Raw genomic sequence first — 25,524 nt, forward strand, 5'->3', positions numbered from 1 at the left:
TCGACGCCTTTGCGGTTTGATTCCGTCATGAATGATCCGCAATCCCCCTGCGCGCAAGAACCGAGCGCCGTCCCGCTTGCCGAGCTGATGCTGCGCTCGGGCCTGCGGCTTGCGGTTGCGGAGTCCTGCACCGGCGGCTGGCTGGCGAAGGTCGTCACGGATCTCGCCGGGAGCAGCGCCTGGCTCGATCGCGGTTTCGTCACCTACAGCAACGCGGCCAAGCAGGAGATGCTCGGCGTGCGGGCCGAGACGCTTGCCGATCAGGGCGCCGTGAGCGAGGCGGTGGTTGCGGAGATGGCCTTAGGCGCCTTGAGTCGCAGCCAAGCCCAAGTCGCCGTTGCCATCAGCGGCGTGGCCGGACCCGGCGGCGGCAGCCCCGAGAAGCCGGTCGGGACCGTCTGTCTGGCCTGGGCATGGCCCGCGGGGCGGGTCGAGACCCGCCGTTTCCACTTCGACGGCGATCGCGATGCCGTGCGGCGTTGCTCGGTGCAGGCGGCGATCGACGGTCTGGTCGAGCGGCTCTGCGACCTTGGCTGAGCGCTGGTTCTTCGCGCTTTGGCCCGATGACGCGGTCCGCGATGCCTTGGCTGCCCGGGTCACCGCGCTCCTGCCCGTCGGCGCACGGGCAACCCACCCGAGCGACCTTCATCTGACGCTTGCCTTCCTCGGTCCGCTCGCACCCGAGGTGCTCGGTTGTGCGGAGCGCTCTGCGGATCGGATCCGCACCCCTGGATTCGATCTCGAGATCGATCGGGTCGGACATTTCGCCCGTGCGCGCGTGCTCTGGTGCGCGCCCGCGTCGCCGCCCGAGCCCTTGACCGCGCTCGTGTCGGAACTTCAGGCGCAGCTCTCGACCTGCGGTCTGCCGGCCGATCCGCGTCCGTATCGACCGCACATCACATTCGCGCGCAAGGCCGCGGCGACGCCGGTGTCCGCTTGGCCGACGCCGATTCGTTGGTCGGTCCGCGAGCTCGTGCTGGCCGCCGGATACGGCGGTCCGGGGCCCCGCTATCGGGTGCGTCGTCGCTGGGCGTTGATCTAAACCGCTTCCAGAGCGAGATGCTCACTTTCGAGTGAGCTCGAAGTTTAGTGAATCCACGACCCTTAGCGGGGGGCGCGGTTTATAAATTTTATATTTTTTAATACTTTAAACCGCGCCGGCTCCAGCGGCTCTGAAATCCGCCGGGGCCGATCCCATCCAAAAACATCGCATACCGCACTGGGCGCGGTTTAAGCGGCGTGCCGGACGTACTTCGCCGCTTCTCGAGCGTGCGACGTGCGTGATTTGAATCGCTTGCGCACCCGGCCCGGTGGTATGCCTTGTGCCGTTTTCCGATTCGCTATGCGATAATCCACGCCGTGCCGTGTGGGGCGACGAGTGTCTTGGCGGATGCTCCGGCGCGCGCCGATCGCGTCGGATCCGGACATCGCCGAACACGCCCCCTTACGAACATCAAGCCGATCAGGTTCAACGGAGACCCAATGGACGACAACCGCAAGAAGGCACTGGCTGCCGCGCTGACCCAGATCGAAAAACAGTTCGGCAAGGGCTCGGTGATGCGCATGGGCGACACCGGTGTCATTCGGGAGATCGAGGCCATCTCGACCGGCTCGCTCGGTCTGGATCTCGCGCTCGGCATCGGCGGTGTGCCCAAGGGCCGCGTGGTCGAGATCTACGGCCCCGAATCCTCCGGCAAGACCACACTGACCCTGCACATCATCGCCGAGGCGCAAAAGGCCGGCGGAACGGCGGCCTTCGTCGATGCCGAGCATGCCCTGGATCCGGGCTATGCCGAGAAGCTCGGCGTGAATATGAACGACCTGCTGGTCTCCCAGCCCGATACCGGCGAGCAGGCGCTCGAGATCACCGACATGCTGGTGCGCTCCGGCGCGGTCGATGTCGTGGTCGTCGACTCGGTCGCAGCCCTGACCCCGAAGGCCGAGATCGAAGGCGAGATGGGCGACTCGCACGTCGGCCTGCAGGCGCGTCTGATGTCCCAGGCGCTGCGCAAGCTCACCGGCAACATCAAGCGCTCCAACTGTCTGGTCATCTTCATCAATCAGATCCGAATGAAGATCGGCGTCATGTTTGGCTCCCCGGAAACCACAACCGGCGGCAACGCGCTCAAGTTCTACGCCTCGGTGCGGCTGGATATCCGCCGCATCGGCAGCATCAAGAAGGGCGACGAGGTCATCGGCAACGAGACCAAGGTCAAGGTCGTCAAGAACAAGGTCGCGCCGCCCTTCAGACAGGCCGAGTTCGACATCCTCTACGGCCAAGGCATCTCGCGCGAAGGCGAGATCATCAGCCTGGGCGTGAACGAGGGCTTCGTCGAGAAGTCCGGCGCCTGGTACAGCTACGAGGGCAATCGCATCGGCCAGGGCAAGGACAACGCGCGGGTCTTCCTGTGCGAGAACCCCGAGATCGCCAAGGCGATCGAGGCGAAGATTCGCGACAAGCTGCTGCCCAAGATCGGCGATCCGCTGCCCGGCGGCGGAGGAGTCGCACCGATCGCCGCCGAGGCCCCTGAAGAGCTTTAGGCGGAGATTTACGCGGAGATTTAGGCCGAAGCCCCTCCTCGAGCAATGGACGAACCCGACCCCGCGACAGAGATTGCCGACCGAGCCCGTCGGCTGCTTGCCGTCCGCGAGCATTCGCGCCTGGAGCTGACACGTAAGCTGCGTGCGCGCGGCTTCGATGACGCCGGGATTGCGCAGGCGCTTGACCGACTGGTCGCCGACGGGGCGCTCGATGAAGAGCGCATGGTCGAGCAGTATGTCGCCGAGCGGGCCGCCAAAGGCTTCGGTCCACTGCGAATCCGCTCCGAGTTGTATGAAAAGGGCCTTCCCGATACCCTCGTCGACCCTCATCTCGATGCCATGCGGGATGATTGGGCCGCCTATATGGCAGAGATCTACGATCGCCGATTCGGCAGCGCGCCGCCGGCCGACCGCCCCGAGTACGCTCGGCGCGGTCGTTTCCTCGAGCAACGTGGATTTCCACCCGAGATGATCCGCCGCTTCCTGCGCTGGCCCGATTGACCGACCGGCGTCCGCAGTCCAACTGAGCATATCCATGACTACGAGTGCAGAGCTTCGAGCGAGTTTTCTCGACTATTTCGCGCAACGCGATCACGAACGCGTGCCGTCCAGCCCCTTGGTGCCGGGCAATGACCCGACCCTGCTCTTCACCAATGCCGGGATGGTGCAGTTCAAGGAGGTCTTTCTCGGGCGCGAGCGGCGCGCCTACAACCGCGCGGTCAGCTCGCAGCGGTGCGTGCGTGCCGGCGGCAAGCACAACGATCTGGAGAACGTCGGCTACACCGCGCGGCATCACACCTTCTTCGAGATGCTCGGCAACTTCAGCTTCGGCGACTATTTCAAGCGCGAGGCGATCGAGTTCGCCTGGGACTATCTGACCCGGGTTCTGGCCCTGCCGCCCGAGCGGCTCTGGATCACGGTCTACACCGAAGACGACGAGGCCGCCGACATCTGGCTGAAGGAGATCGGCGCCGACGCCTCGCGCTTCTCGCGTTGCGGGGCGAAGGACAACTTCTGGTCCATGGGCGAGACCGGACCCTGCGGCCCCTGCTCGGAGATCTTCTACGATCACGGCCCCGAGATCCCCGGGGGGCCGCCCGGCTCGCCGGACGAGGACGGCGACCGCTACGTGGAGATCTGGAACCTGGTCTTCATGCAGTACAACCGCGACGCCGAGGGCAATCTGACCCCGCTGCCGCGCCCGTCCGTGGATACCGGGATGGGGCTCGAGCGCCTCGCCGCGGTCATGCAGGGCGTGCACAGCAACTACGAGATCGATCTGTTCGTGCGTCTCATCGACGCGGCGGCACGCTTCACCGGTTGCGCCGATCGCGAGAACAAGTCGCTGCGCGTCATCGCCGACCATATCCGCTCCGCGGCCTTCCTGATCACCGACGGGGTGACGCCCGGCAACGAGGGCAGGGGCTATGTCCTGCGTCGCATCATGCGTCGGGCCATTCGGCACGGCTACCAGCTCGGTTGCACCACGCCCTTTTTCCATCGACTGGTGTCGCCGCTCGTCGCCGAGATGGGAGCGGCCTACCCGGAGCTGGTCGCCGCTCGCGAGCATGTCGAGCGCATCATCATGCTCGAGGAAGAGCGCTTCGCCGAGACCCTCGAGCACGGCATGCGCCTGCTCGACGAGGCCATCGCGGGCATGAGCGATGCGCGGATCTCCGGCGAGACCGTCTTCAAGCTCTACGACACCTTCGGCTTCCCGACCGACCTGACCGCCGATATCGCCCGCGAGCGTGGGCTGTCTCTGGATATGAACGGCTTCGAGCAGGCGATGGCGCAGCAGCGCGAGCGCGCACGCGCCGCCAGCCAGTTCGGCGGCGCGGCCGCTCTCGAGATCGATGTGCAGGGCGAGACCGAGTTTTGCGGCTACGAGCGCCTGCAAGAGGAGGCGACGGTCGTCGCCATCTACTCCGCCGATGGCTCCCGCGATCAGCTCGCCGCAGGCGAGGAAGGTCTGGTCGTCCTGGATCTCACGCCCTTCTATGGGGAGTCCGGCGGCCAGCTCGGCGATCGCGGCTGGCTCGTCGGCGAGGGCGGCCGCTTCGAGGTGCTGGATGCGCAGAAGAAAGGCGAGGGCGCTGTGTGTCATCTCGGCCGCGTCGACGAGGGTGTCCTGAGCGTCGGCGATCGGGTCGACGCACGCGTCGACGGCGAGCGGCGGCGCGCAACGGCGTTGAACCACTCGGCCACCCATTTGCTGCATGCGGCCTTACGTCACGTCCTGGGCGAGCATGTGCAGCAGAAGGGCTCGCTCGTCGGTCCGGAGCGACTGCGCTTCGACTTCTCGCACTACGAGGGGGTCTCGCGCGAGCAGCTGCTGGAGATCGAACGGATGGTCAACCGCGAGGTCCGCGAGAATCATTTCGTCGAGACCCGGATCATGAACCTCGACGATGCCAAGGCGTCCGGGGCCACGGCGCTCTTCGGCGAGAAATATTCCGAGCAGGTGCGCGTGCTGCGCATGGGAGACTTCTCCACCGAGCTGTGCGGCGGCACCCATGTGAAGGCCGTCGGCGATATCGGTCTGGTCAAGATCATCGGCGAGAGCGGCATCGCCTCCGGGGTGCGACGGATCGAAGCCGTGACCGGTGCGACCGCGCTCGACTGGATCGAGGCCGACGAGGATCGGCTCATCCGCCTTGCCGGACTGCTCAAGGGCGGACGCGAGGACATCGATCAGCGGGTCGTTGCGCTGCTCGAACGCAGTCGTCGGCTCGAAAAGGAGCTCGAGCAGCTCAAGGCCAAGCTCGCCAGCTCCGCCGGTCAGGATCTGGCGTCGCAGGCGGTGCTGATCGATGGCATCAAGGTACTCGCTGCGCGCCTGGAAGGGGCCGATTCCAAGGCCCTGCGCGTCACGCTCGATCAGCTCAAAGACAAGCTCGGCTCGGCCGTCGTCGTTCTCGCAACCGAGGGCGACGGCAAGGTCAGCTTGATCGCCGGGGTGACCAAGGATCTCACCGACCGCCTGAAGGCCGGCGATCTGATCCGCGAGGTCGCCGAGAAGGTCGGCGGCAAGGGCGGCGGACGTCCGGATATGGCTCAGGCCGGCGGCAACGATCCTGCGGGTCTCCCCGCTGCCTTGGCGCTGGTGGACGGATGGGTGCGGCAGCGGGTCTAGGCTGCATGTCCGGTGACGCTGCCGTCAACCCGGCCTATCCGGACTTGCCCGGGGCTGCGGGGATGCGCGCGGCGAACCATCGGGACTATTGAAACAACCGTTTTCTTTGTGTCCTTTGCGCCTTTGCGGTTCATCGGACGGAACACATCGGGAGAGATCGAGACGTGCGTGCCGGGAGAATTCGATGGGGTTGATCGTTCAGAAGTACGGCGGCACATCCGTGGCCAATGCCGAGCGGATCAAGGCGGTGGCCGAGCGCGTCAAACGCTGGCGCGACGAGGGGCATCAAGTGGTGGTCGTGGTCTCGGCCATGTCCGGAGAGACCGATCGATTGGTCGGGCTCGCCAAGCAGATCCAGGAGCGCCCGCTCCCGCGTGAGCTCGACGTGCTCCTGTCGACCGGCGAGCAGGTGACCATCGCCCTGCTGAGCATGGCGCTCGACGCCATGGGCTGTGCCGCCCGCTCCTACACGGGTGCTCAGGTGCACATCCTCACCGACAGCGTGCACAACAAGGCGCGCATCCACGACATCGACGGCGCCCGTGTCGGTGCCGATCTCGACGCGGGTCGGGTCGTGGTCATCGCCGGTTTCCAAGGCGTCGATGCCGAAGGCAACATCACCACGCTCGGGCGCGGCGGCTCCGATACCTCGGCCGTCGCGATCGCGGCGGCCCTGAAGGCCGACGAATGCCAGATCTACACCGATGTTGACGGCGTCTACACCACCGACCCGCGCGTCGAGCCCAAAGCGCGCAAGCTCGATCGCATCACCTTCGAGGAGATGCTCGAGATGGCGAGTCTCGGCTCCAAGGTGCTGCAGATCCGTTCGGTCGAGTTTGCCGGTAAATACAGGGTGCCCCTGCGCGTGCTCTCGAGCTTCCAAGAAGGCGAGGGTACGCTCATTACGTTCGAGGAAGACATCGTGGAAGACGCCAAGATCTCCGGAATCGCCTTCAGTCGCGACGAGGCCAAGCTGACCGTGCTCGGCGTGCCTGACCAGCCCGGTGTGGCCTACCGGATCCTCGGGCCGATCGCCGAGGCCAACATCGAAGTCGACATGATCATCCAGAACGTCGCCGCCCAAGAGGCGACGACCGACTTCACCTTCACTGTGCACCGCAACGATTTTCCCCGCGCGCTGGAGATTCTGGACCGCACGGCGAAGGAGTTGGGTGCACGCCAAGTGCTCGGCGACAGTCGGATCGTGAAGATCTCGCTGGTCGGGGTCGGGATGCGCAGCCATGCGGGGATTGCGAGTCTCATGTTCTCGACACTGGCTAAAGAAGGGATCAATATCCGCATGATCTCGACATCCGAGATCAAGATCTCGGTTGTCGTCGACGAGAAGTATCTCGAGCTCGGGGTCCGGTCCCTCCATGAAGCGTTTGGGCTTGGCGCACACGTATCGGATTGACAGTGCTAAGCTTGAGTCGACCGTCGGTCGGCTCGAATCCGCGGGGGTCTCTTGGAATTGCGTTTTCGATGACAACGTTCCTTGCGGAATGCATGAAACTTTTTGGTTCTTGCAGACTGGTGCTAAAATCCTGCAATGAGACTTGGTTTCTCACACCCGTTCTGCGGCTGGCTGTGCCTTCGAGACAACCGACCCGCGATGCGTCTGGTTGACGGTTCGGGTAATATCAATCAATCGGAAAAGGGAACGTAAGGGAGATTAAGCGATGTTGATTCTAACCCGCCGGGTTGGCGAAACCCTCATGATCGGCGACGAGGTCACAGTGACCGTCCTCGGCGTCAAAGGAAACCAGGTACGGATCGGGGTCAATGCACCTCGAGACGTCGCCGTGCATCGTGAGGAGATCTACGAGCGCATTAAACGGGAACAAGCCGAAGGTGGTCCGATCGCCGGAGCAGTTCCGCCGGGAACTCGCCTCGACTGAGTTATAGCCAAGGGCGCGTAGGCAGGATAAACTACGCGTTCGTCGGAGAGATGGCCGAGTGGCTGAAGGCGCTCCCCTGCTAAGGGAGTATAGGCTAATCCCCTATCGAGGGTTCGAATCCCTCTCTCTCCGCCACTATAATTTTAACGTACTGTTTTTAAAAGAAGTTTCTTGTAAAATCTTCTCTCAGCCCACCTTCCAGTCCACCCTCGCGACATTGTGAAACCGGCTTTACGATCAGACGAACGGTCGGCGAATCGTCCCTGAGGACGTCCTTTCGTGGGTTTCGCGTGGGGCATCCATCCCCACTATGCCAAGTTCTGCACCCTCAGTCATCATGGGGCAACGCCTGTCCAGCGGATCGACCAACCGGTCGAGCGAAGATTCAAGGATGACCGACGCATGTCCCCGGAGAACGTTATCCCCAAATGGCAAGGCGTCGCGCCCATGTCGAGCAGTGCATCCTCGCCGCTGTCTTCGCCTTCGATCAGAGCCTGGCGAAGCGCTTCGAGTTGCTGTTCCCGTTCCTCGAGCAGGCGCAGGCTTGCGCGGATCACCTCGCTTGCCGAGCCATAGCGACCGTTTTTGACCTGCTGCAAGACGTATTCTCAAAAACAGATCACGACGATGGTCAGTGGGCACACTTGGCACGGCACGTTGGGCCGACTGCGGAAAGAACTCACCGATGACAGCCCCAACCATTCCCCGCCTGAGCCTGGCCCACCTGCCCACGCCCGTCGAGCCGCTGCCCCGGCTCTCGGCCTTACTCGGCGGTCCTCGGCTCTTCATCAAGCGCGACGATCAGACCGGCCTCGCGCTGGGCGGCAACAAGACCCGCAAGCTGGAGTTCCTGGTGGCCGAAGCGCAGGCCCGCGGTGCCCGGACCCTCGTCACGGCGGGCGCCTGGCAGTCCAACCACTGTCGCCAGACCGCCGCGGCGGCGGCCCGCTGCGGGATGGACTGCATCCTGGTGTTGACCGGCGAGCGTCCCGCCGAAGCGTCCGGCAATCTGCTGCTCGATCACCTTCTGGGTGCGCGGATCGTCGCGGCACCCGATCGCCGCGACCGCGATCGTCTCCTCGAGGAGACCGTTGCGAGCGCCGCGGCGCAGGGCCAAGCCCCGTACATGGTTCCCTACGGCGGCAGCAACCCGACCGGAGCGCTGGGCTATGCCTTTGCGATGCAGGAGGTGATCGCGCAGGGGGTCGAGGTGGACTGGATGGTCTTTGCCAGCTCCAGCGGCGGCACCCAGGCCGGACTGGTCCTGGGGCAGCGGGTCTTCGGCTACCGCGGGACGCTCCTCGGGATCGGCATCGACGAGCCGGCATCCGCGCTGAAGCCACAGGTCGCCGCCCTGGCGAGCGATGCAAGCGCGAGGTTGGGCCCACGCATCGCCTTCGATGCTGCGGACGTGCAGGTCGATGATCGCTACTGCGGACCCGGCTACGGGGTGATGACCGACCTCGAGCGCGAGGCGATCCGGGTCTTCGCCCGCACCGAAGGCATCCTCCTTGATCCGGTCTACACCGGACGCGCCGCCGGCGGCCTGCTGGATCTCATCCGTCGAGGCTTCTTCCCGAGCGATGCGCGCATCCTGTTCTGGCACACCGGCGGACAGCCGGCGTTGTTTGCCGAGCCGTACCGGAGCACTCTGAGCGAGACGCCCATCGGGCATGAATCGGAGGCTGGTTGAGAGGAGCACGCTCCCGATCGTCGGTGACAGAGTGCTCGAACCATCCGATTCATCAAGCCCGTCACAACGTCCGATAGTTCTCCACATAGCGGTTTCCCTTGCCCTGCAAACGCCTGATCCGCCGGTTGCGCTCGATCTCCCAATCATCGGGCGGATCGGCGTTGTTCCAGACCGCATAGAGCTTCTCGTCCTGCCGACTCAGACGAAAGCCGTAGGTATCGCGCATGTAGAACATCGTCCGGGCAATCTCGCCACGCACCGCGTCGGGGGGTTGAACCCGGCGCAGGATCGGATCGAAGCGGATCGCGCAGTCCCCCAGACGCTGCCCGGAGCGCAGCTCGCCCCAATTGAAGTTCGAGCGTGCCGCGTTGATCGCACCGACCGCCGGAACGAGGTTGTGCAGATCGTTGTGGGCCGTGACGAACGTCGGGTCGACACGCTCGCAGCAGGCGCGCCCGGAGAGGATGTTGCCGCCGTCGCTCCGGCACTGGGAAAAGGCGGCCGGCTCACGCCAACAGCGTCGAAAATTGCCGAACTGAGATGCCGGGAAGACGTGCTCGGCCTCGACCCGTTGCGCCCGGCTGCTGCCGTCCAACGTGGCGAGCCCGCATCCCTCGAGATCGGTTCGACCATTGCGGTCGTAGCGGCAGCCACAGTAGAAGGTGACCCGGTGGCCTCTGTAGACGGTGTCGTAGAGCGCCGTTCGAGCCGCACTGAAGCTGAGCACAATGCCCGACTGATCGGTGTTCGATGCACCGGGCAGGTCGAACGGCCGGAGATCCCCGGACAACCAACCCGGCACCTGCTCGGCCACGACGCGACCAAGCTCCGGGATGTCCACCCCGCCCAGGTCGGACAGCCAAGAGCCGACGCCGGCGGTCGTATCACGCACAATATCGAACAGCAGCGTGCGGATATCGCGCGTGATCTGGATCGCGCGTTGCGCATGCTCGGGCCAGGTCTGGACCAACGACTCGGGCAGGAACGAGACCGAGCCGATGAGGGCCAGCCCGATGCCGAGGTTGCGCAGACCGATCAGACTGCCATTAAGGACCGGAACGAGACGGGCGAGAGCCGAGAGCCGTGGAGATTGGCGGGGTGGAGGGCGTTTCGGAGACGGGCGACGGGGCATTGGGGACGGATCGACTTTACAGCGCGGCGGCCGGGCACTCTAGCAGAGCGCGCCGATTGCAGGCACGCCAACCAGAGCGCAGCCCCTCACCCGAGCGGCTGCATCACCCGGCACTGCGGATAGGTCGAGCATCCCCGGAACCGATCGCCGGCCCTGGGCCCCTTCTTCACGGTGCGCAGGACGAGATCGATCTGGGTGGTCCCGTCGGGTGTCGGGAGGGTGAGATCATGGACGGCACGATAGGTCGCGCGGTCCAGGCGTAGCCGGAGCGCCCAACGCACGAGGTGCTCGCCCACGCTGCCTTTCACCCGCGAGGACTTGAGCAGAGCGCCGAGGAGCGCCAGCGGAATCAGCCACCAGAGGGCATTCACGAGTGGCGCGAGGACGAGCGTCGGATCCATGACCGTGGGTTTCCTGGTGGGGGTATGCGGTTTTGCGAGCACTACAAGTGTAAGCTATGCTCGACCGTCTTGCGAGCTTGGGGACAGACTCGACAGGCCCGCAACCGTCACAACGACGACGATTCCGCGCAGGACTCGTCGATGCGTCGTTCGCGAGACCGCGACTCGCCCCCGGAAGCAGGAGCAGAACCATGGACAACAGCATCTGGGTTTGGCTGATCGTGGGCGGGGCCTTCGCGCTCGCCATCCTCAAGACCCACGCCGAGCACCGCGCCTACGCGGCCGCGAAGGAAGCCTACCACGCTGCCCTCGCGGCCTTGGCCGACGACCCGGCCGACACCGCCTTGCGCCAAGATGCCCTGCGCAAGGGCCGCGCCCTGACCGCTGCCGGTCGGCGCATCAACCCCGGCGCCAAGACAGCGTGTGAGCGTCCACGACGAGGTGGCCATCCGCAACGATCTCGACGCCATCCAGGCGGGCGCTTCGCACGCACCCGCGGGTATCGCCGAAGGGCTTGCCAGGCTCGCCGCGCTGCATCGCGAGGGCGTGCTGACCGGCCAGGTCGCTGATCGGATCGGTGTTGTGATCCAGGCCGCTTTTCATGACCCGGGGCGAGAGGATCGAATTCAATCAGGGTTGCGCGCGACTGCTCCGGCCACGAACCTCGAGCGGATCACGACGACGTTCTTCTCATGAGGGCGACTCAAGCGGAGGGCACGGGTTGCTTCCGGGAGTGGACGGCCGGCGGCGATACCAGTCCGCGAGCGCGTCCCCCGTCATGGGTTTGCCCAGATAGAACCCCTGTGCCCGATCACAGCCGAGATCGCGCACGGCGCCGAGCTCCGCCTCGGTCTCGATGCCGATCGCGGTGACCTTGATCTGCAAGGCGTGACCGAGACGCACGATGGTCTCGACGATGGCCGGCGCCCGCACCCCGCCGTCCAAGCCCTGCACCAGGGTCCGGTTGATCTCCAGAGCGTCCAACGGCAGGTCTTCGATCTCGCCGAGGCAGGAGGGTCCGAGGCCGAAGTCGTCCAGCGCCACCCGCACCCCGAGCGCATGCAGCTTATCCAAGAGGCGGCGCGATACGGTGGTGTCCTGCAGCAGCGTGGCCTCGCCCACTGCGAGCGACACCAGGGCCGGGGCGACCCCGCCGTCGCGCAACGCGTCCGTGATGCGCTGCAGGAACGACTGATGGCGGAACTGACGCGCCGAGACGTTCACCGTGACGGCGATCGGCGGCAATCCCTCGGCCAACCACGCGCGGTGCTGGCGCAAGACCTCCCGGAGCACCCAGGCCCCGAGGTCGTGGATGAGTCCGATCGATTCGGCGATCGGCAGGAACACCAAGGGTGCGATCTCGCTGCCGTCGGCTTGCGGCCACCGCAGCAGTGCTTCGACCCCGATGACGGCGCCGCTGCGCAGGTCGAGTGCCGGTTGATAGAGGAGTCGAAACCCGTTTTGCGACACCGCCTCGCGCAGGCTGGCCTTCAGTGCCGTAACGGCTCTGGTCTGGCGCTCGAGCGCGACCGCGGCGAACTGAAACTGCCCCGGAGTGACGTGTTTGGCGTGATACATGGCCTGATCCGCACACTTGATCAGGGCGTCCACCGTGGTGGCGTCGTCCGGATAAAGACTGATCCCGATGCTGGGCAGACAGGTCAATTCCTGCTCGGCGACCGGGTAAGGGCGCGCGAGGGCAGCGACGGCCGTGCCGGCGGCGGTCGCGGCGTCGTCTTCGTCCCGGATGTTGGCCAGGACGATGACGAACTCGTCGCCGCCGAGCCGGGCCACCAGGTCGTCGGCGCGGAACGACGCGCACAGCCGTTGCGCGGTCTGCCGCAGCACCTCGTCGCCGGCCGCGTGTCCGTAGGTGTCGTTGATGGCCTTGAACCGGTCCAGGTCGACGAACAAGACCGCCAGGCGTCGACCCGACCGCCCGGCGCCGGCAAGCATCTGCGCGGCCATCGGCTCGAGCAGGCTGCGGCCCGGCAACCCGGTCAAGGGGTCGTGCTGCACCAAGTGCAGTGCGCGCTCCTCGGATTCCTTGCGTCGGGTGACGTCCTGGTGAACGATCAGAACCCGATCGAGCCGGCCCCGGTCATCCCGGATCGGCTCCAGGTAGGCCGCGAACCAGAGGTAATCACCGTTTTCGCTGCGTTGACGGTAGTGGATTTCGGGGGGCGCCGCGCAGTCGGTGGCGAATTGGGTAAAGCCGGTGCGGACAGCCTCGCGATCCTCCGGATGCAGCCGGGCCAGCCAAGCGTCCAGGTGCTGCGGCGACGCGGCGTCCCGGGCATCGCATGTCGGGGTGTGCGCTGCGGGTGGCAGGACAATGGTGCCGGTGCGCGGATACCACTCCAGGAAGCCGACATCGGCGATCCCCGCCACCCGTTGCAACCGCGTCCATGCGTCGAGCAGCCGCTGCTCGCCCGCTTTGGTCGCCGTGATGTCGCTGATGGTGGTTCGCCAGTGACCTTGATTGTCGATCCGACGGGGCTCGAGACAGCTGTCGAGATCTGATGCACGCGCAGCTCGTGGATCAGGCGTTCGATCTCCTCGGGTGCGAGCGCCCGCGGTGACGGTGCGTCGGGCGTCGGCAGGCGCTCTTCGGCCTGTCGACGCAGCCGTGCCGAGGTCTCCTCGCAGGAGGGCGCCTGCGGCGGGAGGCCCGTGGCGCCCGGATCCTTGCCGTCTTCGGCATCATGCGGATCGGTCATGGCCGGTCCCCGCCCGTCGGAGGCGGTTCGTTCAGGTGGGTGTCCGCAGCGGTGCGAGCGCCGCCGGCCGTGACGTCCTCGAGTGCGAGCAGGAGCATGCCGGGCTGACCCTCGCCGGGTTCGATGCACCGGGCGTTGAGCCGCAGCGAGCGCGCGCCGATGTCCGGAAAGGTCTGCTCCACCGCAAAGTCGTCGAAACTGCCGCCCCGGGCTTGGATCTCCTGCAGGCGATCGCGCAGTGCCGGGATGTCCCAGCGGTGGTGGCTCAGCGTGAACAGGGGCCGGTTGATGGTGTCCGCTTCGCTCAGCCGGAAGTGGCGATAGAAGGCGCGGTTGGCCGAGACCACCCGCAGGTCCGCATCCAGCACCAACAGGGGTTCGCGCACCGCATCCACGATCGCTTCGGCGAAGGCTCGGGCCGCGCGGACCGCGTCCTCGCTGCGCTTGCGCTCGGAGATGTCCACGAAGGTGATGACGGCGCCCTCGACAACGTTCTCCAGGGTGCGATAGGGTCCGATCCGCATCAGGTACCAGGTGCCCTGCCGGGTCTGAACCTCGTGCTCGCGGGGCAGCAGGTCGCCCAGCACGCCCTGCACGTCTTCGGTGAGATCGGTGTAGTCGATCAGGTTGGAGACGATGTCGCCGACCGGTCGGCCGATGTCGGTCTGGATCAGCTTGATCAGCCGTGTCGCGGTCGGCGTGAAGCGGGTGATCCGCAGTTGGTGGTCGACGAACAGGATCGCCACGCCCGTGCCGGCGAACAGATTGTTCATGTCGTTGTTGGCGCGCGAGAGATCGGCGACCTTGATCTCGAGCTCGGCGTTGACGGTGGCCAGCTCCTCGTTGACCGATTGCAGCTCTTCTGTGGCGGTCTCCAGCTCCTCGTTGGTGGATTGGATCTCCTCGTTGACCGACTGCATCTCCTCGTTGGTGGATTTCAGCTCCTCGTTGGAGGTCTCCATCTCTTCGCGCGTGGATTGCAGGTACTCCTCCTTCGCGCGCAGCTCGAGCTCCAGCTCGGCGATGCGCAGGTTCTGCTCCCGGCCCCCCTCGTCGGTGCTCGGGGCGTCTCCCGCCGTCCCCGATGCGGTCGTGTCCGGCGTGGTCGTGTTCGGCGCGGCCATCTCCGGCGTGATCGCCGCAGCGGCCTCGAGGACGATCAGGTAGAAGTCCGTCAGCAGGCTCCCGTCCAGATGCGTCTGCTCCGGGCGCACCGTCAGATCGAAGCGGCTGAAGTCGCCGTTGGTCTTCACCCGCAGCCCGGCGCGACGGACCGGCTCGCGGTGCGTCACCGCGCGGTGCAGCGCGGTCGTCAGATCGCGTCGCAAGCCCTCGCGCGCCATCGCGACAATGTTCATGGTGGCATCGCCGGAGGCGGGCTCCAGGTACTGCCCGGTGCGACCGACGATGTGGAGGATCTCGCCGCGGCCGTTGACGAGGATGCCCGCGGGGGCGCAGTGACGCAGCAGGGCCTGCTCGGTCAGCACGCGCAGATCGAGCTTGCCCGTGCCCCGACCCGCCGTGGCGGGCAGCAGGGGATGCGGGTCGCCGGTCGACACCGGCGGGGGCTCGCGCATCACGGATGGAGGGGCGAAGGCGCCGCGCGGTCGCTCCAGACGGCTGTAGAGCTTGTATTTGCGGTTGAGCGGCGCGAACAGGGCAGGAATGTCGCCGACGGTCTCGGAGGTGCCCAGAAAGAGCACGCCGTCCGGATTCAGGGCATAGTGAAAGAGCGTGATGATGCGCGCTTGCAGATCGCCGTTGAGATAGATCAGCAGGTTGCGACAACTGATGAGATCCATCCGCGAGAAGGGCGGGTCCTGCACCAGGTCCTGCTCGGAGAACACCAGCAGATCCCGCACCACCTTCTGAACACGGTAGCCCCCTTGCGGGTCCTCCGAGAAGAAGCGCGCCAGCCGCGCTGCGGAGACGTCGGACGAGATGCTGGTCGGATAGAGCCCGGTGCGGGCCTGCGCGATGGCGCGCGGATCGATGTCGGTCGCGAAGACCTGCACCTTGTAGGCCTGTTTGAGGGTTTCCATGTGCTCGCGCAGCAGGATGGCGATGGAGTAGGCCTCCTCGCCGGTCGAGCAGCCGCAGACCCAGACCCGCACGGTCGCGCCTGCAGGCTTGCCGGAAAACAGCCGCGGAATGACCTCCTCCTCGAGGGCCGCGAAGGCCACGGGATCGCGGAAGAAGTTGGTGACGCCGATCAGCAGATCGCCGAACAGTGCCTCGATCTCCGCCGGGTCCTGCCGCAGGAAGCCGACATAGTCGCCCTGGCGATCGATGCGATGCAGCGCCATGCGCCGCTCGATCCGACGCCGCAGTGTGGTCTCCTTGTACTGGGAGAAATCATGGCGGGTCTGGTCGCGCAGCAGGATGCAGATCTTGGTCAGGGCATCCTCGGACGCCGCCGCCGGGGCGATCGGCCGGGTGGCTTTGCCGAAGGCCTGTGCGGCATAGGCGATGAGGTGCGCCGGCATCTCCGCCGGGGGCAGCACGTAATCGGCATGACCGCTGGCGATGAGGCTGCGCGGCATGCCGTCGTAGGCCGCCGTCTTGGGCGACTGGGCAATGACCAGGCCGCCTTCGCCTTTGATCGCGCGCGCCCCCAGGGTGCCGTCGCTGCCGGTACCCGAGAGCACGACACAGATGGCTCGCTCGTGTTGGTCTTGGGCCAGGGACCGGAAGAAGAAGTCGATCGGCAGGCGCAAGCCGCGCGGCGCCGTGGGCTCGAGCAAGCGCAGCGCACCGTTGAACAGTGCCATGTCGTGGCTGGGCGGGATGATGTAGGCACAGTCCGGCTCGACCCGCATGCCGTCCGCGACCTCCTGGACCTGCATGCGGGTGTAGCGCTTGACCAGCTCGGTCAGGATGCTCTTGTGATCCGGCGCGAGATGCTGCACCAGCACGAAGGCCATGCCGGTCTGGATATCGTGCGGAATGGCCGAGAAGAAGGCCTCGAACGCGGCCAAGCCGCCGGCGGAGGCACCGATGCCGACGACGGGGAAGCGCGGCGGGGCGGGCGGTTGCCCCTTGTCATTCGGTTCCGCGGTCGCGTCGGTCGGGATCGGCGGTGCCGGTGGCGACGACGGCTCTGCGGGCTCGAGCGCGGCGCCATTTTCCGTTGCCGGCGAAGGGATGCCCATTCCATAAACCCTCGGTGCGCGTCGTGGTCACGGTTTGTCTCCGCCGAGTCAATGATCGCAGTGTCGGCACCTTTCCGCAAGATCGTCCGCGGTCTTTCGGTCAGACGCCGCAGCCTTGGATAGAAGCCAGTCCAGGTTGCCGATCGGAGCGGTAAGCTGGACACGCGCAGCGCAGTCCAGCGGCGCCGGCGCGCGGTTCGGTGGACTTCTCGCTTCGCTCGCCCCCTTTCCGGAATGCGCTCGTTCACCTTATCGGCCGATGTTGTGAACGAGGCCCCTTTTAGAACCGGTCCCTGATTCGAACATCCCGCGACGACCACGCTCACCCGGCCCGCACCACCCCCGACACCACCCCGAGGATCTCCACCTCTCCCTCGACGAACACCAACGGGTCCATGGCCTCGTTCGCCGGCTGCAGCCGAATCCCGTCGAGCTCCCGATAGAAGCGCTTGAGCGTGACACCGTAGCCATCGATCCGGGCCACCACCGTCTCGCCGTTCTCCGCCGTCGGGCGTTGCTCCACAACCACCAGATCGCCCGTGTCGATCCCGTCGTCGGTCATGGAGTCGCCGCGCACATAGAGCGCAAAGCTACGCTCGGCCGCATGCCGCTTCACCAGACGGGCAGGGACCGTCAGGGTCTCGCGCTCCTCGACCGCGAGGACCGGCTGACCGGCGCTGACCAAGCCGAGCAGCGGCAGCTCGACGGTGAGCTCCTCGCTCGGGTCGAGCGGCTCCAAGTCGGGGTGCCAGGTGGGACGCAGCTGTCTACGAATCGGTTGCAACACATCGTCCATCGCGATCTCCGGGCTGTGAGAGTGTAATCGGTGAGTTTAGCCGCAGAACCGCGATCATGCGCGCCCAATAGCGGCTGATTCGCCCACGTCTCCGCCGATATCGAGAACACGCTCGGCCCCGAACACCGCTCCTGAAAGCGCCGTTTGCGTGTTCACGATGGCGTCGCACGCCATCTCGACCATGGCATTGACGATCGCCTGCTCGAGCAGGAGGCGTTTGGTCTTGCGGTGCCAGTCGCGTTCGGCTTCGGTGAACAGAGGTCCTGCCAGGTACATGACGCGCATGATCCCCCTCGACTATCCCGTGATCCGTTTCGAACACCGCGTCCGGCTCACCCCGCGCGCACCGTTGCCAACCCCGACCAGCGCGTCGTCGAGACCCCGGAGCCGCGCTCCGAACGGCGCCGCCAGCCGGACCCCGACAGCTGACCCGCGAACCGCAGGGTCTCGCGCCCGTACTTGCGGTTGACCGCATCCAGCACCGCCATACGGCGCCCCGCGCGCTCCTCCTCCCCGACCTCGGCGAACAGATCCGCCGGTGCCTGCCCGACCGGGACCACATCCGGCAGCAGCACCCCGGCCTTGCGGTAGGCATCCCCTGCGCGAAACAGCCGCTCGACCCCGTGGGTCGCGGCCCGCACCAGCGCCGTGCTGTCCTGCGTCGGCACCGGGAAACCCAGGGTCACGGCGTTGGCGTAGAACGCCCGGCCCGTATCGAAGGGGTTGGTCTGCACGAACACCGTCAGCGCCGGGGCGGCGAGCCCCTGCGACCGCAGCTTCTCCCCGGCTCGGCTCGCAAACGCCGTGACCGCCGCCCGCAGCTCGGCCGGCGCGGTCACCGCGGCACCGAAGCTGCGCGAGACCATGACCTGCCGGCGCGGCGGCGCCACCTCCTCCAGCGCCAGACAGGCTTGCCCACGCAACTCCCGAGCAATGCGCTCGACCACCACGCCGAAGGACGCGCGCAACCGCTGCGGGTGCGCCTCACGCAACGCCAGGGCATCCGCGATGCCGATCGCGCGCAGGCGTGCCCCCGAGCGCCCGGCGATGCCCCAGATGTCTTCCACCGGCACCGCGGCCAGCACGGCGTCGGGGTCCGGCAGCACCGACCAATCGAGCACCGGACCGGCCGGGCCGTGACCCTTCTTCGCAAGCCGATTGGCGAGCTTGGCGAGCGTCTTGGTCGGGGCGATCCCGACCGCCACCGGGATGCCGGTCCAGCGCCGCACGGTCCGGGCGATCTCCAGACCCAGGGCGGTGGGATCCCGGACCCCGGCCAGATCCAGAAAGCACTCGTCGATCGAATAGACCTCGATGCGCGGGGCGAACCCCGCCAGCACCTGCATCACCCGCCGCGACAGATCCCCGTAGAGGGCATAGTTCGAGGAGAAGACCGCGGCATCGGCCCGGCGCAGGACCTCGGCGTACTTGAAGTAGGGTGCCCCCATCGGGATGCCGAGCGCCTTCGCCTCGTTGCTGCGCGCCACCACACAGCCGTCGTTGTTGGAGAGCACCACCACCGGACGCCCCTCGAGGCTCGGCCGGAAGAGTCGCTCGCAGGAGGCATAGAAGTTGTTGCAGTCGACCAGGGCGAACATGCCGGGCACCTCACGGCCCATCCACGGCGGCGAGGGCCTCCACTGCCTGCCACTCGCGGTTCAGCGCCTGGTCGAGCGCCGCCGGCACGCGTCCGGCGAAGGTCGCGACCAATTCCTTGTAGTACCAGCGCGCGCCCGTAAGCCCGGCGCTGAAGCGCGACCAGACCACCGCGCCACATTCAACGCGGTCCAAGTGAATCGCTTGCAGATTGGCGAGCTTGTCGCAGGCCGACACCAGCAGCCCCGGCCCCGTGGCCTGGGCCAGATGCGCCAGATAAGCCTCCTTGCGCTCGCGCCAGGGGGCCTTGTGCCCCGCCGCATCCGGCACGCCATCGGTGCAGAAGCGCACCAGCGCCAACACCTCGGCGCCACACTCGGTCGCGATCGGCTCCGCCCAGTGTTCTCCCCCATCCTCGAGCACATCATGCAACAGCGCGGCGATGATCTGGTCGGCGTCCCCGCCGTAGCGCTGCACCAGCGTTGCGACCGCGACCGGATGGGTGACGTAGGGCAGCGCCAGCCCCAAGCCATTGGCCGTGCCCTTGCGCACCTGCCCCTGGTGAGCCTGCGCGGCCAGACAGAGAGCGGCGTCGAAACGGGTCGCGAAGGGTGTCATGGGTAATTCCTCGGCAAAGGCACCAGACTAGCACTGCCCCGCGACAGTGACTGACGCACGCGCGCGCGGCTCAAAACGAATGCACGACATGCGCAACCACGCCCCAGACCACCAGCCCCATCTCGCCCTGAATCTCCAGCGGCGCATAGTCCGGGTGCTCGGGCACCAGCCAGACCCGCGCACCCTCGATCTTCAGGCGCTTCAGGGTCAGCTCCCCATCGACAGCCGCCACCACGATCGACCCGGATTTGGCCTCGCGCGAGCGGTCCACCACCAGCAGATCGCCGTCGCGGATCCCCGCACCGGTCATGGAGTCCCCCTGCACCCGCAGGAAGAAGGTCGCGGCCGGATGCCGGATCAACTGCTCGTTCAGATCGATGGCGCCTTCCAGATCGTCGTCGGCCGGCGAGGGGAAGCCGGCCGGGATACGCGCGCCGAAGAGCGGGAGCGGGCAGGGGAGCGGGGCGAGTGTGCAGGCGTACACGATCATCGGTGTGCCGAACACAGCGGATGAACCTGCGGCGCAATCAGGGCGCAGGCGGCAACGTCGGATCGAGGCATGACGGATGACCGGAGCTGTATAAACGTCCAGTCATGATAGCGCATGCGGGGGGGGGCGGGCCAAGCCGGACGGCCGGGCTTTAGGGGTCGCGATGCAGATGGCCTTGGCGATAGGTGATTCGACCCGCGACGGGGTCCAGGATCGACGCGATCTCGCCCTGGCTGATGGTGCGTGGCTGATGGTGCGCAAGAGCGCGAAGCAATGGATCCGGGTACCCGGAAAGGCTGCGGCGAGGTGGAGGCAAGATGCCTGATTTATGGCATTTGCTTGTTTTTCCTTGATCTTCCATGCCATGATTGCAAAAGCGTGCAATACAAACACATGAGGTTCCCGCATGGCCGGAAGCACCATCACCGTGCGCACCGACCCGGAAGTCGCCGCGCAAATCGCCTTCCTCGCGGAGGCTATGGATCGGTCCCGAAACTGGGTGATCGAGGATGCGCTCAAGCAGTACATCCAGGCCCAGTCCTGGCAGCTCGAGGGAATCAAGCAGGCGCAAGCCTCGCTTGATCGTGGGGAAGGCATCCCGTTCGAGGCGGTGATGGAGGAAATGGACGCACTGATCGAGCAGACAGCGCGCACGCGTGATGCATGAAGATCGTCTTCTCACCACAGGCGCGCGACGATCTGCGGGAGATCTTTCTCGACATTGCCAGCGACAACCCGGACGCGGCGCGTGCTCTGCTGAAACGTCTTCGCCGCCGCATCACGGACCTCGAGGACACCCCGCACATCGGCAGGCCCGGCCGCGTTCCCGGCACGCGCGAGCTGGCCATCCCCGGAACCGCCTACATCGCTCCCTACCAGGTCAGCGGCGATCAGCTGCAAATCCTGCGTGTCTATCACGGTGCCCGGCAGTGGCCGGATCACTTCGATGAGTGAGCCCGAAAGCACAGCCGCGTCATAGGCATCGTCGCCGGCGGCGAGTCTGCCGCTGACCCCGCGCGACTGGCGGCGACGGCGGCCTCGATCTGTCCCGCCGGCGCGCCATCGAGACCCGGCGCAGAGGCGAGTGCATTCAGGTCGATGCGCTCCGGGGGGGCGAGGGCGATCCGGCCTAACGCGCTCATGATCTCGACCCGACGCCGATCCAGGTCGAGGTTGCTGGAAAATCTTCGCCTGCATACGGTATGTTGTCTGTTCCGTGACTCCAACCGCGACGTTTCGCCAGCAGGGATCATGAAGACACCACAGCTGTTCGGGCTCGCCTGCCTTGCGGCGATCCATCTCCTCGCTGCCGCCGGCACCGCCCAAGCCCAATCGTGCGAGCCTATCCAGTTCAAGCGGGGGCACGACTCGGGCACCGTTCGCGGGATCGCTCCGCCGGATGACGTTGTTTGCTACGAGCTCAGAACTGGGGCGGGCCAACGTGCGGACGTCTCGGTCGAGGGCAGTAATGTTATGTTCTCGGTCTCCGGCCTCGTCGACGGGCGGGATCAATACAGCTTCACGACCGAGAAGAAAACCTATCGGATTGACGTCGGCCAACTCATGCGCTCCATCAGCGATGAGCCATTCGCGTTGACGGTTTCCGTGCGCTGAGCGCAGAGCGGCACCGAGTCCTCGTGGAGCATAACGCACCCGAGACCGGGGCGGTCAACAACCAGGCGGACCGACCGTGTCGGACCACTCCGACCGCAACAGCGCCTGCAAGACGTCTTGCGACGAGAACGGATGTGCGATGGAGATCATGGTATCGGCCACCTCGCGCCGCCCGGCCGCGGTCTGAACCAGGGCCAGATCCTCGACACCGATCGGCCGCAGGACGAGTCGCTCGGTCCGGATCACGTCACCGAGCATGGCGTTCTCTGCTCAAGGATGCATGCCGATCGGTTGCCCCTTCGCCGCAGAGCGCCATGCCGGCCGCGCGCAACTGCCCGGACGTCCGCGTTACGCCTGCAGTGCCGTAGCGACCCGCTCCAAAATGGCATGCGCCTCGGCGGCGACCCGATCGACCACCACGTCCTCGACCAAGGCGAGCACGGGAACCGGATCCATGAAATCCACGGCCGTGCGTGACGGCGACACCTCCCGAACCACGACGTTGCAGGGCAGCAGCGCCCCGCCGAGGGCCGAGAGCCGATCACGCGGCTGGCCAGCCCCGGCGCGCAGGCCCCCAGGATGCGATAGCCGCCGATCTCTTCGTTCAACTTTTTTCTCAGGATCGCAGCGACATCGACGTCGCTGACGATCCCGAGATGCTCCGCCGCCAGGGCGGCCACGACGCGCTCTACCGCCGCGTCGAAAGGGTGGTCGATTTCCACGCCAAAGGCATAACTCATCGGGTTGCTCCAAAGGGTTGAGGGTACTCGGATCACGCTTGCGCGGGACGCTCGCACACGACAGCGGCAGCGAACCCCGTGCACGTCCTCGACAACAAGGTGGCGGCGCGGCGGGCAGAGACAACCGCCGTCACCCTCTGCAGCCGACGTACTCCGCCAGCAACGCCTGCACCTCGTAGAGGTTGACCGCCGTGCTGAAGGTCTTCTGGACCGGCGTCGACATCCCCGAGGTCCGGAGCTTGGGCTCGGCATCCAGGTCGAAGTGGCCGGCCGACGTCACCGAGAAGCGCACCACGCTCTTGTAGGGGATCGACAGATACTCGACCTTCTTGCTTTGCCTGTCCGGCCGATTCTTGGCCTCGATCCTGCTCAGCGACTCCTGCGGACTCGGCAAACCGAGCGGAGATGACCGTGGTCGGGCCAGAAGCGCTTGTGCCGAGCCGGGATGTCGGCACCGATTTGGAGCGGATTGCCCTAGATCAATCGTCCGCTGCATTGTCAGGTTGCAGCTGTCGATACTTTGGGGAACGCGCATGTCGGGACACCGCGCCTCGGCCCGTCTCTGTTCAACCCCGAGACCGTACCGATCATGTCCTCTACGCTGTAGTCGCTCTGCGGGGTATCGCACGTGTCTGAAGAAGCCGCTATACATGTCCATGGGGCCGACTACGAGAAGGTCGATTCGTCCTATTTCGAGCATCGGCAGTTGAAACAGGGCGCGGCGGGGTGGGTTCTGCTCGCGGGGCTCGGCGTGGCCTATGTCATCTCGGGTGATTTCGCCGGTTGGAACTTCGGACTAGGGCAGGGCGGCTGGGGTGGCCTGCTGATTGCCACGATGCTGATGGCAACCATGTATACCGCCATGGTCTTCTCGCTCGCCGAGCTGTCGTCGATGATTCCGACCGCTGGCGGCGGCTACGGCTTCGCGGCCACGATCATCCTGTCCTGGTCTTGGAGCCCACTTCACTTATGTAATACTTGAGGGCCGATGATATGACCCACAAAGCGTCTTTGTTGCATGCCGATCCGATTCTCTTCTCGCCGATTTATCTTAGCGCAAACACTGTTTCGGCGTTGTTCATAAGCCCGTCCAAGTCCGAGTCCGGGGCTTGGTGACGGATGTGCGGGGATTTGGCAGGACCCACGAAATTTCATACCCTTGGAAGTGCAAACTAACCGAGGGTTCGAAAAGATGTTCGAAGATCCTGCCGAGAGTGACTTTAGACCAAGCGCGGGCGCTGCGCTACCCGGACGTTCGAGACCGGGCCGGAGCATCGGCTCATGACGCGACGCACACGCTTGGAGCAAGCCGAGCACATCGCGGCGGCCGAAGCACGGCTGGCGGCGGGGGAGACGCAACGCGCCGTGGCCACCGAGATGGGTATTGCGCGCAGCACCTTGCGCGACTGGTGCGGGGAGGTTCCGCGCGGGGATCCGCCGACGGGCTTGACGGCCTTCGCACGCACCCCGGAGGGGATCGATTGGTTGCATCGGCTGGTGTTGGCGGCGCATTTCAGCATCACCTTGCGGGCGGCGGGCGGCACCCGGCTGGTGAGTGAGTTCCTGGAGCTGAGCGGACTGTCGGCCTTCGTCGGGGTCAGCGACGGCGCGCAGCATGCGCTGAATGTCGCCTTGGAAACGGCCGTGGTCGCGGTGGCCGCGCAGCAGCGCACGGCGCTTGCCGAGGGCATGCCGGCGCGTGCGGTGACGGTGTGCGAGGACGAAACCTTTCATCCGGGGATCTGCTTGGTCAACATCGAGCCGGTGTCGAACTTCATTGTCCTGGAGCAATACGCCGCGGATCGCACCGCGGCGACCTGGACGGCGGCGCTTCAGGACGCCTGCACGGGGCTTGCCGTGGAGGTGATCCAGAGCACCGCCGACGAGGCCAAGGCGCTGCGTCGGCATGCCGAGGCGGATTTCGGTGCCCACCACTCCCCGGACCTCTTTCACGGCCAACACGAGGTCTCCAAAGCCACGTCCTTGGCGTTGGCGCGCGATCTGCGCCAGGCCGAAGCCGGCGTCGCCGCCGCGCAGAGACACTGGGAGGCCGAGCGCGCGGCGCAGCAGGCGTTCGAGGCGCGCGTGCCGCGCCCGCTCGGGCGTCCGCCCGACTTCGAGACCCGCATTGGCGCCGCCCTGAGCGCGCTGGTCGCCGTGGAAGCCGAACGCGACCGCGCACGGGAGCGGCAGAGCGAGGCGCGCGCATTGATCCGCGAGCTCGGCGTGCTGTATCACCCGTATGATCCGGTGGATGGACAGACCCAGCCGGTGGAGCGTGTGGCGGCGCGCTTCACCGACGTCTGGACGCGCCTGAAGGGATTGGCCGAGGCCGCCGAGCTGCCCGAGCGCGCTCGCGAACGCCTCGCCAAGGCCGAGCGCCTGACCGTGCAGTGGCTCGCCACGCTCGCGTTCTTCTTCGCCACCGTGACCGCCAGGGTCGAGGCCCTCGCACTATCCCCGGAGCTGGAAGCGGCGGTCCTCGAGCAGCTCATCCCCGGCATCTACCTCGAAGCGCGTCGCCGCCCGCAGCACCGCGGCCGAGACCCGACACCGCGTGCAGGCGGCGAGTACCGCGTTGCTCGACGTCCTGCGGCGCGCCGATCATCCGCTGCAGCGTCTCGCGCCCGAGGACAGCGCTCGGGTCGAACAGGTCGCCGGCGCTTGCGCCGATCTGTTCCAACGCAGCAGCTCCTGTGTGGAAGGACGCAACGGCCAACTGTCGCTGCATCATCACGGGCGTCATCGCTTGAGCGACCGCAGGCTCGCCGCGCTCACCGCCGTGCACAACTTCCACATCCGCCGTCCCGACGGCACGACCGCCGCCGAGCGCTTCTTCGGGCGGACACATCCCGCACTGTTCGAGGAGCTACTACTGCGTGTGCCCTGCCGCCGCGACCGCGACGCCGACGGCCACGCCCGCCGAAACTGCCCTATCTGATGCCGGTCGCGGCCTGATGGCGGTGGCCGGGATAATGAACAAGGCCCACTGTTTCC

26 protein-coding genes, 1 tRNA gene and 1 pseudogene are annotated in these 25,524 nt (G+C 66.3%); 15 read left to right on the forward strand and 13 right to left on the reverse strand.

Features of this window, described 5'->3' with window-relative positions; all coding sequences use genetic code 11:
• Positions 1-27: 27 nt before the first annotated feature.
• The 8 genes from KFB96_RS04060 (at position 28) to KFB96_RS04095 (ending at position 7,710) form a co-directional block, all read left to right on the forward strand.
• Positions 28-537: a CinA family protein gene (locus KFB96_RS04060; protein ID WP_213459227.1), complete on the forward strand. Its 510-nt coding sequence runs from the start codon at positions 28-30 to the stop codon at positions 535-537.
• Entirely contained in the window at positions 530-1,042 is a 513-nt protein-coding gene (gene thpR, locus KFB96_RS04065; RefSeq protein WP_213459229.1) for an RNA 2',3'-cyclic phosphodiesterase, read from the forward strand. Before KFB96_RS04060 ends, thpR begins: the two co-directional genes overlap by 8 nt.
• A 440-nt stretch (positions 1,043-1,482) precedes the next feature.
• Positions 1,483-2,541: a recombinase RecA gene (recA, locus tag KFB96_RS04070; RefSeq protein ID WP_213459231.1), complete on the forward strand. Its 1,059-nt coding sequence runs from the start codon at positions 1,483-1,485 to the stop codon at positions 2,539-2,541.
• A gap of 45 nt (positions 2,542-2,586) precedes the next feature.
• The gene (locus KFB96_RS04075) at positions 2,587-3,042 is read left to right on the forward strand and encodes a regulatory protein RecX (RefSeq protein WP_213459233.1); all 456 of its coding nucleotides are present in this window, start codon (positions 2,587-2,589) and stop codon (positions 3,040-3,042) included.
• A 34-nt stretch (positions 3,043-3,076) separates the two neighbouring features.
• Complete coding sequence (gene alaS, locus KFB96_RS04080) at positions 3,077-5,677, forward strand: alanine--tRNA ligase (RefSeq protein ID WP_213459235.1); 2,601 nt, start codon at positions 3,077-3,079, stop codon at positions 5,675-5,677.
• A gap of 184 nt (positions 5,678-5,861) precedes the next feature.
• Positions 5,862-7,091: an aspartate kinase gene (locus KFB96_RS04085; RefSeq protein ID WP_213459237.1), complete on the forward strand. Its 1,230-nt coding sequence runs from the start codon at positions 5,862-5,864 to the stop codon at positions 7,089-7,091.
• 265 nt (positions 7,092-7,356) lie between these two features.
• Positions 7,357-7,575 (forward strand): carbon storage regulator CsrA, encoded by a 219-nt coding sequence (csrA, locus tag KFB96_RS04090; protein ID WP_007192647.1) that lies wholly within the window; start codon positions 7,357-7,359, stop codon positions 7,573-7,575.
• A 44-nt stretch (positions 7,576-7,619) separates the two neighbouring features.
• Positions 7,620-7,710, forward strand: a tRNA-Ser gene (locus tag KFB96_RS04095).
• A gap of 200 nt (positions 7,711-7,910) precedes the next feature.
• On the opposite strand, the gene KFB96_RS04100 is transcribed toward KFB96_RS04095, so the two are convergent.
• Positions 7,911-8,174 carry a type II toxin-antitoxin system ParD family antitoxin gene (locus KFB96_RS04100; RefSeq protein ID WP_213459239.1) on the reverse strand — a complete coding sequence of 88 codons (264 nt, stop codon included), beginning with the start codon at positions 8,172-8,174 and terminating at the stop codon, positions 7,911-7,913.
• A gap of 86 nt (positions 8,175-8,260) precedes the next feature.
• Between KFB96_RS04100 and KFB96_RS04105 the strand changes: the two genes are divergently transcribed.
• Entirely contained in the window at positions 8,261-9,268 is a 1,008-nt protein-coding gene (locus tag KFB96_RS04105) for a D-cysteine desulfhydrase family protein (protein ID WP_213459241.1), read from the forward strand.
• A 61-nt stretch (positions 9,269-9,329) separates the two neighbouring features.
• Here KFB96_RS04105 and KFB96_RS04110 read toward each other — a convergent pair whose 3' ends face one another.
• A complete protein-coding gene (locus tag KFB96_RS04110; RefSeq protein WP_213459243.1) occupies positions 9,330-10,400 on the reverse strand; it encodes an endonuclease in 1,071 nt (356 codons plus the stop codon).
• Between the two features lie 86 nt (positions 10,401-10,486).
• Entirely contained in the window at positions 10,487-10,801 is a 315-nt protein-coding gene (locus KFB96_RS04115; protein ID WP_213459245.1) for a nuclease-related domain-containing protein, read from the reverse strand.
• Between the two features lie 423 nt (positions 10,802-11,224).
• Between KFB96_RS04115 and KFB96_RS04120 the strand changes: the two genes are divergently transcribed.
• Positions 11,225-11,497, forward strand: coding sequence for a hypothetical protein (locus KFB96_RS04120; protein WP_213465818.1), 273 nt, complete (start codon positions 11,225-11,227; stop codon positions 11,495-11,497).
• Here the strand turns inward: KFB96_RS04120 and KFB96_RS04125 are convergent.
• From KFB96_RS04125 to KFB96_RS04155, 7 genes are all read right to left on the reverse strand, one after another.
• On the reverse strand, positions 11,492-13,192 hold the full coding sequence (locus KFB96_RS04125; protein WP_300971281.1) for a bifunctional diguanylate cyclase/phosphodiesterase: 1,701 nt from the start codon (positions 13,190-13,192) through the stop codon (positions 11,492-11,494). The genes KFB96_RS04120 and KFB96_RS04125 overlap by 6 nt on opposite strands.
• Before the next feature lie 325 nt (positions 13,193-13,517).
• Entirely contained in the window at positions 13,518-16,673 is a 3,156-nt protein-coding gene (locus tag KFB96_RS04130) for a chemotaxis protein CheB (protein WP_213459248.1), read from the reverse strand.
• A 322-nt stretch (positions 16,674-16,995) separates the two neighbouring features.
• Entirely contained in the window at positions 16,996-17,469 is a 474-nt protein-coding gene (locus tag KFB96_RS04135; RefSeq protein WP_213459250.1) for a LexA family transcriptional regulator, read from the reverse strand.
• Positions 17,470-17,523: 54 nt separating this feature from the next.
• Positions 17,524-17,754 carry a hypothetical protein gene (locus KFB96_RS04140; protein WP_213459252.1) on the reverse strand — a complete coding sequence of 77 codons (231 nt, stop codon included), beginning with the start codon at positions 17,752-17,754 and terminating at the stop codon, positions 17,524-17,526.
• A 47-nt stretch (positions 17,755-17,801) separates the two neighbouring features.
• Complete coding sequence (locus tag KFB96_RS04145; protein WP_213459254.1) at positions 17,802-19,067, reverse strand: Y-family DNA polymerase; 1,266 nt, start codon at positions 19,065-19,067, stop codon at positions 17,802-17,804.
• A gap of 10 nt (positions 19,068-19,077) precedes the next feature.
• Positions 19,078-19,683, reverse strand: coding sequence for an HD domain-containing protein (locus KFB96_RS04150; RefSeq protein ID WP_213459256.1), 606 nt, complete (start codon positions 19,681-19,683; stop codon positions 19,078-19,080).
• Positions 19,684-19,753: 70 nt separating this feature from the next.
• The gene (locus KFB96_RS04155; RefSeq protein WP_300971282.1) at positions 19,754-20,188 is read right to left on the reverse strand and encodes a LexA family transcriptional regulator; all 435 of its coding nucleotides are present in this window, start codon (positions 20,186-20,188) and stop codon (positions 19,754-19,756) included.
• A 391-nt stretch (positions 20,189-20,579) separates the two neighbouring features.
• Here KFB96_RS04155 and KFB96_RS04160 point away from each other — a divergent pair, with 391 nt between their 5' ends.
• The 3 genes from KFB96_RS04160 (at position 20,580) to KFB96_RS04170 (ending at position 21,787) form a co-directional block, all read left to right on the forward strand.
• The gene (locus KFB96_RS04160) at positions 20,580-20,840 is read left to right on the forward strand and encodes a CopG family ribbon-helix-helix protein (RefSeq protein ID WP_213459258.1); all 261 of its coding nucleotides are present in this window, start codon (positions 20,580-20,582) and stop codon (positions 20,838-20,840) included.
• Positions 20,837-21,127 carry a type II toxin-antitoxin system RelE/ParE family toxin gene (locus KFB96_RS04165; protein WP_213459260.1) on the forward strand — a complete coding sequence of 97 codons (291 nt, stop codon included), beginning with the start codon at positions 20,837-20,839 and terminating at the stop codon, positions 21,125-21,127. The genes KFB96_RS04160 and KFB96_RS04165 overlap by 4 nt, the downstream gene beginning before the upstream one ends.
• Positions 21,128-21,424: 297 nt before the next feature.
• Complete coding sequence (locus KFB96_RS04170) at positions 21,425-21,787, forward strand: hypothetical protein (RefSeq protein WP_213459262.1); 363 nt, start codon at positions 21,425-21,427, stop codon at positions 21,785-21,787.
• A gap of 54 nt (positions 21,788-21,841) precedes the next feature.
• On the opposite strand, the gene KFB96_RS04175 is transcribed toward KFB96_RS04170, so the two are convergent.
• The 3 genes and pseudogenes from KFB96_RS04175 to KFB96_RS04185 form a co-directional block, all read right to left on the reverse strand.
• Positions 21,842-22,045: a hypothetical protein gene (locus KFB96_RS04175; protein ID WP_213459263.1), complete on the reverse strand. Its 204-nt coding sequence runs from the start codon at positions 22,043-22,045 to the stop codon at positions 21,842-21,844.
• Positions 22,046-22,353: 308 nt separating this feature from the next.
• Positions 22,354-22,527 (reverse strand): annotated as a pseudogene (locus tag KFB96_RS26330) (DUF302 domain-containing protein); the annotation flags it as partial.
• 130 nt (positions 22,528-22,657) lie between these two features.
• Positions 22,658-22,921, reverse strand: coding sequence for a PH domain-containing protein (locus KFB96_RS04185; protein WP_300971283.1), 264 nt, complete (start codon positions 22,919-22,921; stop codon positions 22,658-22,660).
• Between the two features lie 234 nt (positions 22,922-23,155).
• On the opposite strand from KFB96_RS04185, the gene KFB96_RS04190 reads away from it, so the two are divergent.
• Both KFB96_RS04190 and KFB96_RS26335 read left to right on the forward strand, forming a co-directional pair.
• Entirely contained in the window at positions 23,156-23,509 is a 354-nt protein-coding gene (locus tag KFB96_RS04190; RefSeq protein WP_213459267.1) for a hypothetical protein, read from the forward strand.
• A gap of 1,575 nt (positions 23,510-25,084) precedes the next feature.
• Positions 25,085-25,468 carry a DUF6399 domain-containing protein gene (locus KFB96_RS26335; RefSeq protein WP_300971307.1) on the forward strand — a complete coding sequence of 128 codons (384 nt, stop codon included), beginning with the start codon at positions 25,085-25,087 and terminating at the stop codon, positions 25,466-25,468.
• Positions 25,469-25,524 lie beyond the last annotated feature (56 nt).

The organism is Thiocapsa sp. (assembly GCF_018399035.1).
In the GTDB taxonomy this organism is placed as follows: domain Bacteria; phylum Pseudomonadota; class Gammaproteobacteria; order Chromatiales; family Chromatiaceae; genus Thiocapsa.

What these genes read in the sequence shown, in the direction of transcription:
- KFB96_RS04060 (WP_213459227.1), top strand. Translation starts at nt 28, where the DNA reads ATGAATGATCCGCAATCCCCCTGCGCGCAAGAACCGAGCGCCGTCCCG.
- recA (WP_213459231.1), top strand. Translation starts at nt 1,483, where the DNA reads ATGGACGACAACCGCAAGAAGGCACTGGCTGCCGCGCTGACCCAGATC.
- KFB96_RS04075 (WP_213459233.1), top strand. Translation starts at nt 2,587, where the DNA reads ATGGACGAACCCGACCCCGCGACAGAGATTGCCGACCGAGCCCGTCGG.
- alaS (WP_213459235.1), top strand. Translation starts at nt 3,077, where the DNA reads ATGACTACGAGTGCAGAGCTTCGAGCGAGTTTTCTCGACTATTTCGCG.
- KFB96_RS04085 (WP_213459237.1), top strand. Translation starts at nt 5,862, where the DNA reads ATGGGGTTGATCGTTCAGAAGTACGGCGGCACATCCGTGGCCAATGCC.
- csrA (WP_007192647.1), top strand. Translation starts at nt 7,357, where the DNA reads ATGTTGATTCTAACCCGCCGGGTTGGCGAAACCCTCATGATCGGCGAC.
- KFB96_RS04105 (WP_213459241.1), top strand. Translation starts at nt 8,261, where the DNA reads ATGACAGCCCCAACCATTCCCCGCCTGAGCCTGGCCCACCTGCCCACG.
- KFB96_RS04110 (WP_213459243.1), bottom strand. Translation starts at nt 10,400, where the DNA reads ATGCCCCGTCGCCCGTCTCCGAAACGCCCTCCACCCCGCCAATCTCCA.
- KFB96_RS04115 (WP_213459245.1), bottom strand. Translation starts at nt 10,801, where the DNA reads ATGGATCCGACGCTCGTCCTCGCGCCACTCGTGAATGCCCTCTGGTGG.
- KFB96_RS04130 (WP_213459248.1), bottom strand. Translation starts at nt 16,673, where the DNA reads ATGGGCATCCCTTCGCCGGCAACGGAAAATGGCGCCGCGCTCGAGCCC.
- KFB96_RS04135 (WP_213459250.1), bottom strand. Translation starts at nt 17,469, where the DNA reads ATGGACGATGTGTTGCAACCGATTCGTAGACAGCTGCGTCCCACCTGG.
- KFB96_RS04140 (WP_213459252.1), bottom strand. Translation starts at nt 17,754, where the DNA reads ATGCGCGTCATGTACCTGGCAGGACCTCTGTTCACCGAAGCCGAACGC.
- KFB96_RS04145 (WP_213459254.1), bottom strand. Translation starts at nt 19,067, where the DNA reads ATGTTCGCCCTGGTCGACTGCAACAACTTCTATGCCTCCTGCGAGCGA.
- KFB96_RS04150 (WP_213459256.1), bottom strand. Translation starts at nt 19,683, where the DNA reads ATGACACCCTTCGCGACCCGTTTCGACGCCGCTCTCTGTCTGGCCGCG.
- KFB96_RS04160 (WP_213459258.1), top strand. Translation starts at nt 20,580, where the DNA reads ATGGCCGGAAGCACCATCACCGTGCGCACCGACCCGGAAGTCGCCGCG.
- KFB96_RS04165 (WP_213459260.1), top strand. Translation starts at nt 20,837, where the DNA reads ATGAAGATCGTCTTCTCACCACAGGCGCGCGACGATCTGCGGGAGATC.
- KFB96_RS04170 (WP_213459262.1), top strand. Translation starts at nt 21,425, where the DNA reads ATGAAGACACCACAGCTGTTCGGGCTCGCCTGCCTTGCGGCGATCCAT.
- KFB96_RS04175 (WP_213459263.1), bottom strand. Translation starts at nt 22,045, where the DNA reads ATGCTCGGTGACGTGATCCGGACCGAGCGACTCGTCCTGCGGCCGATC.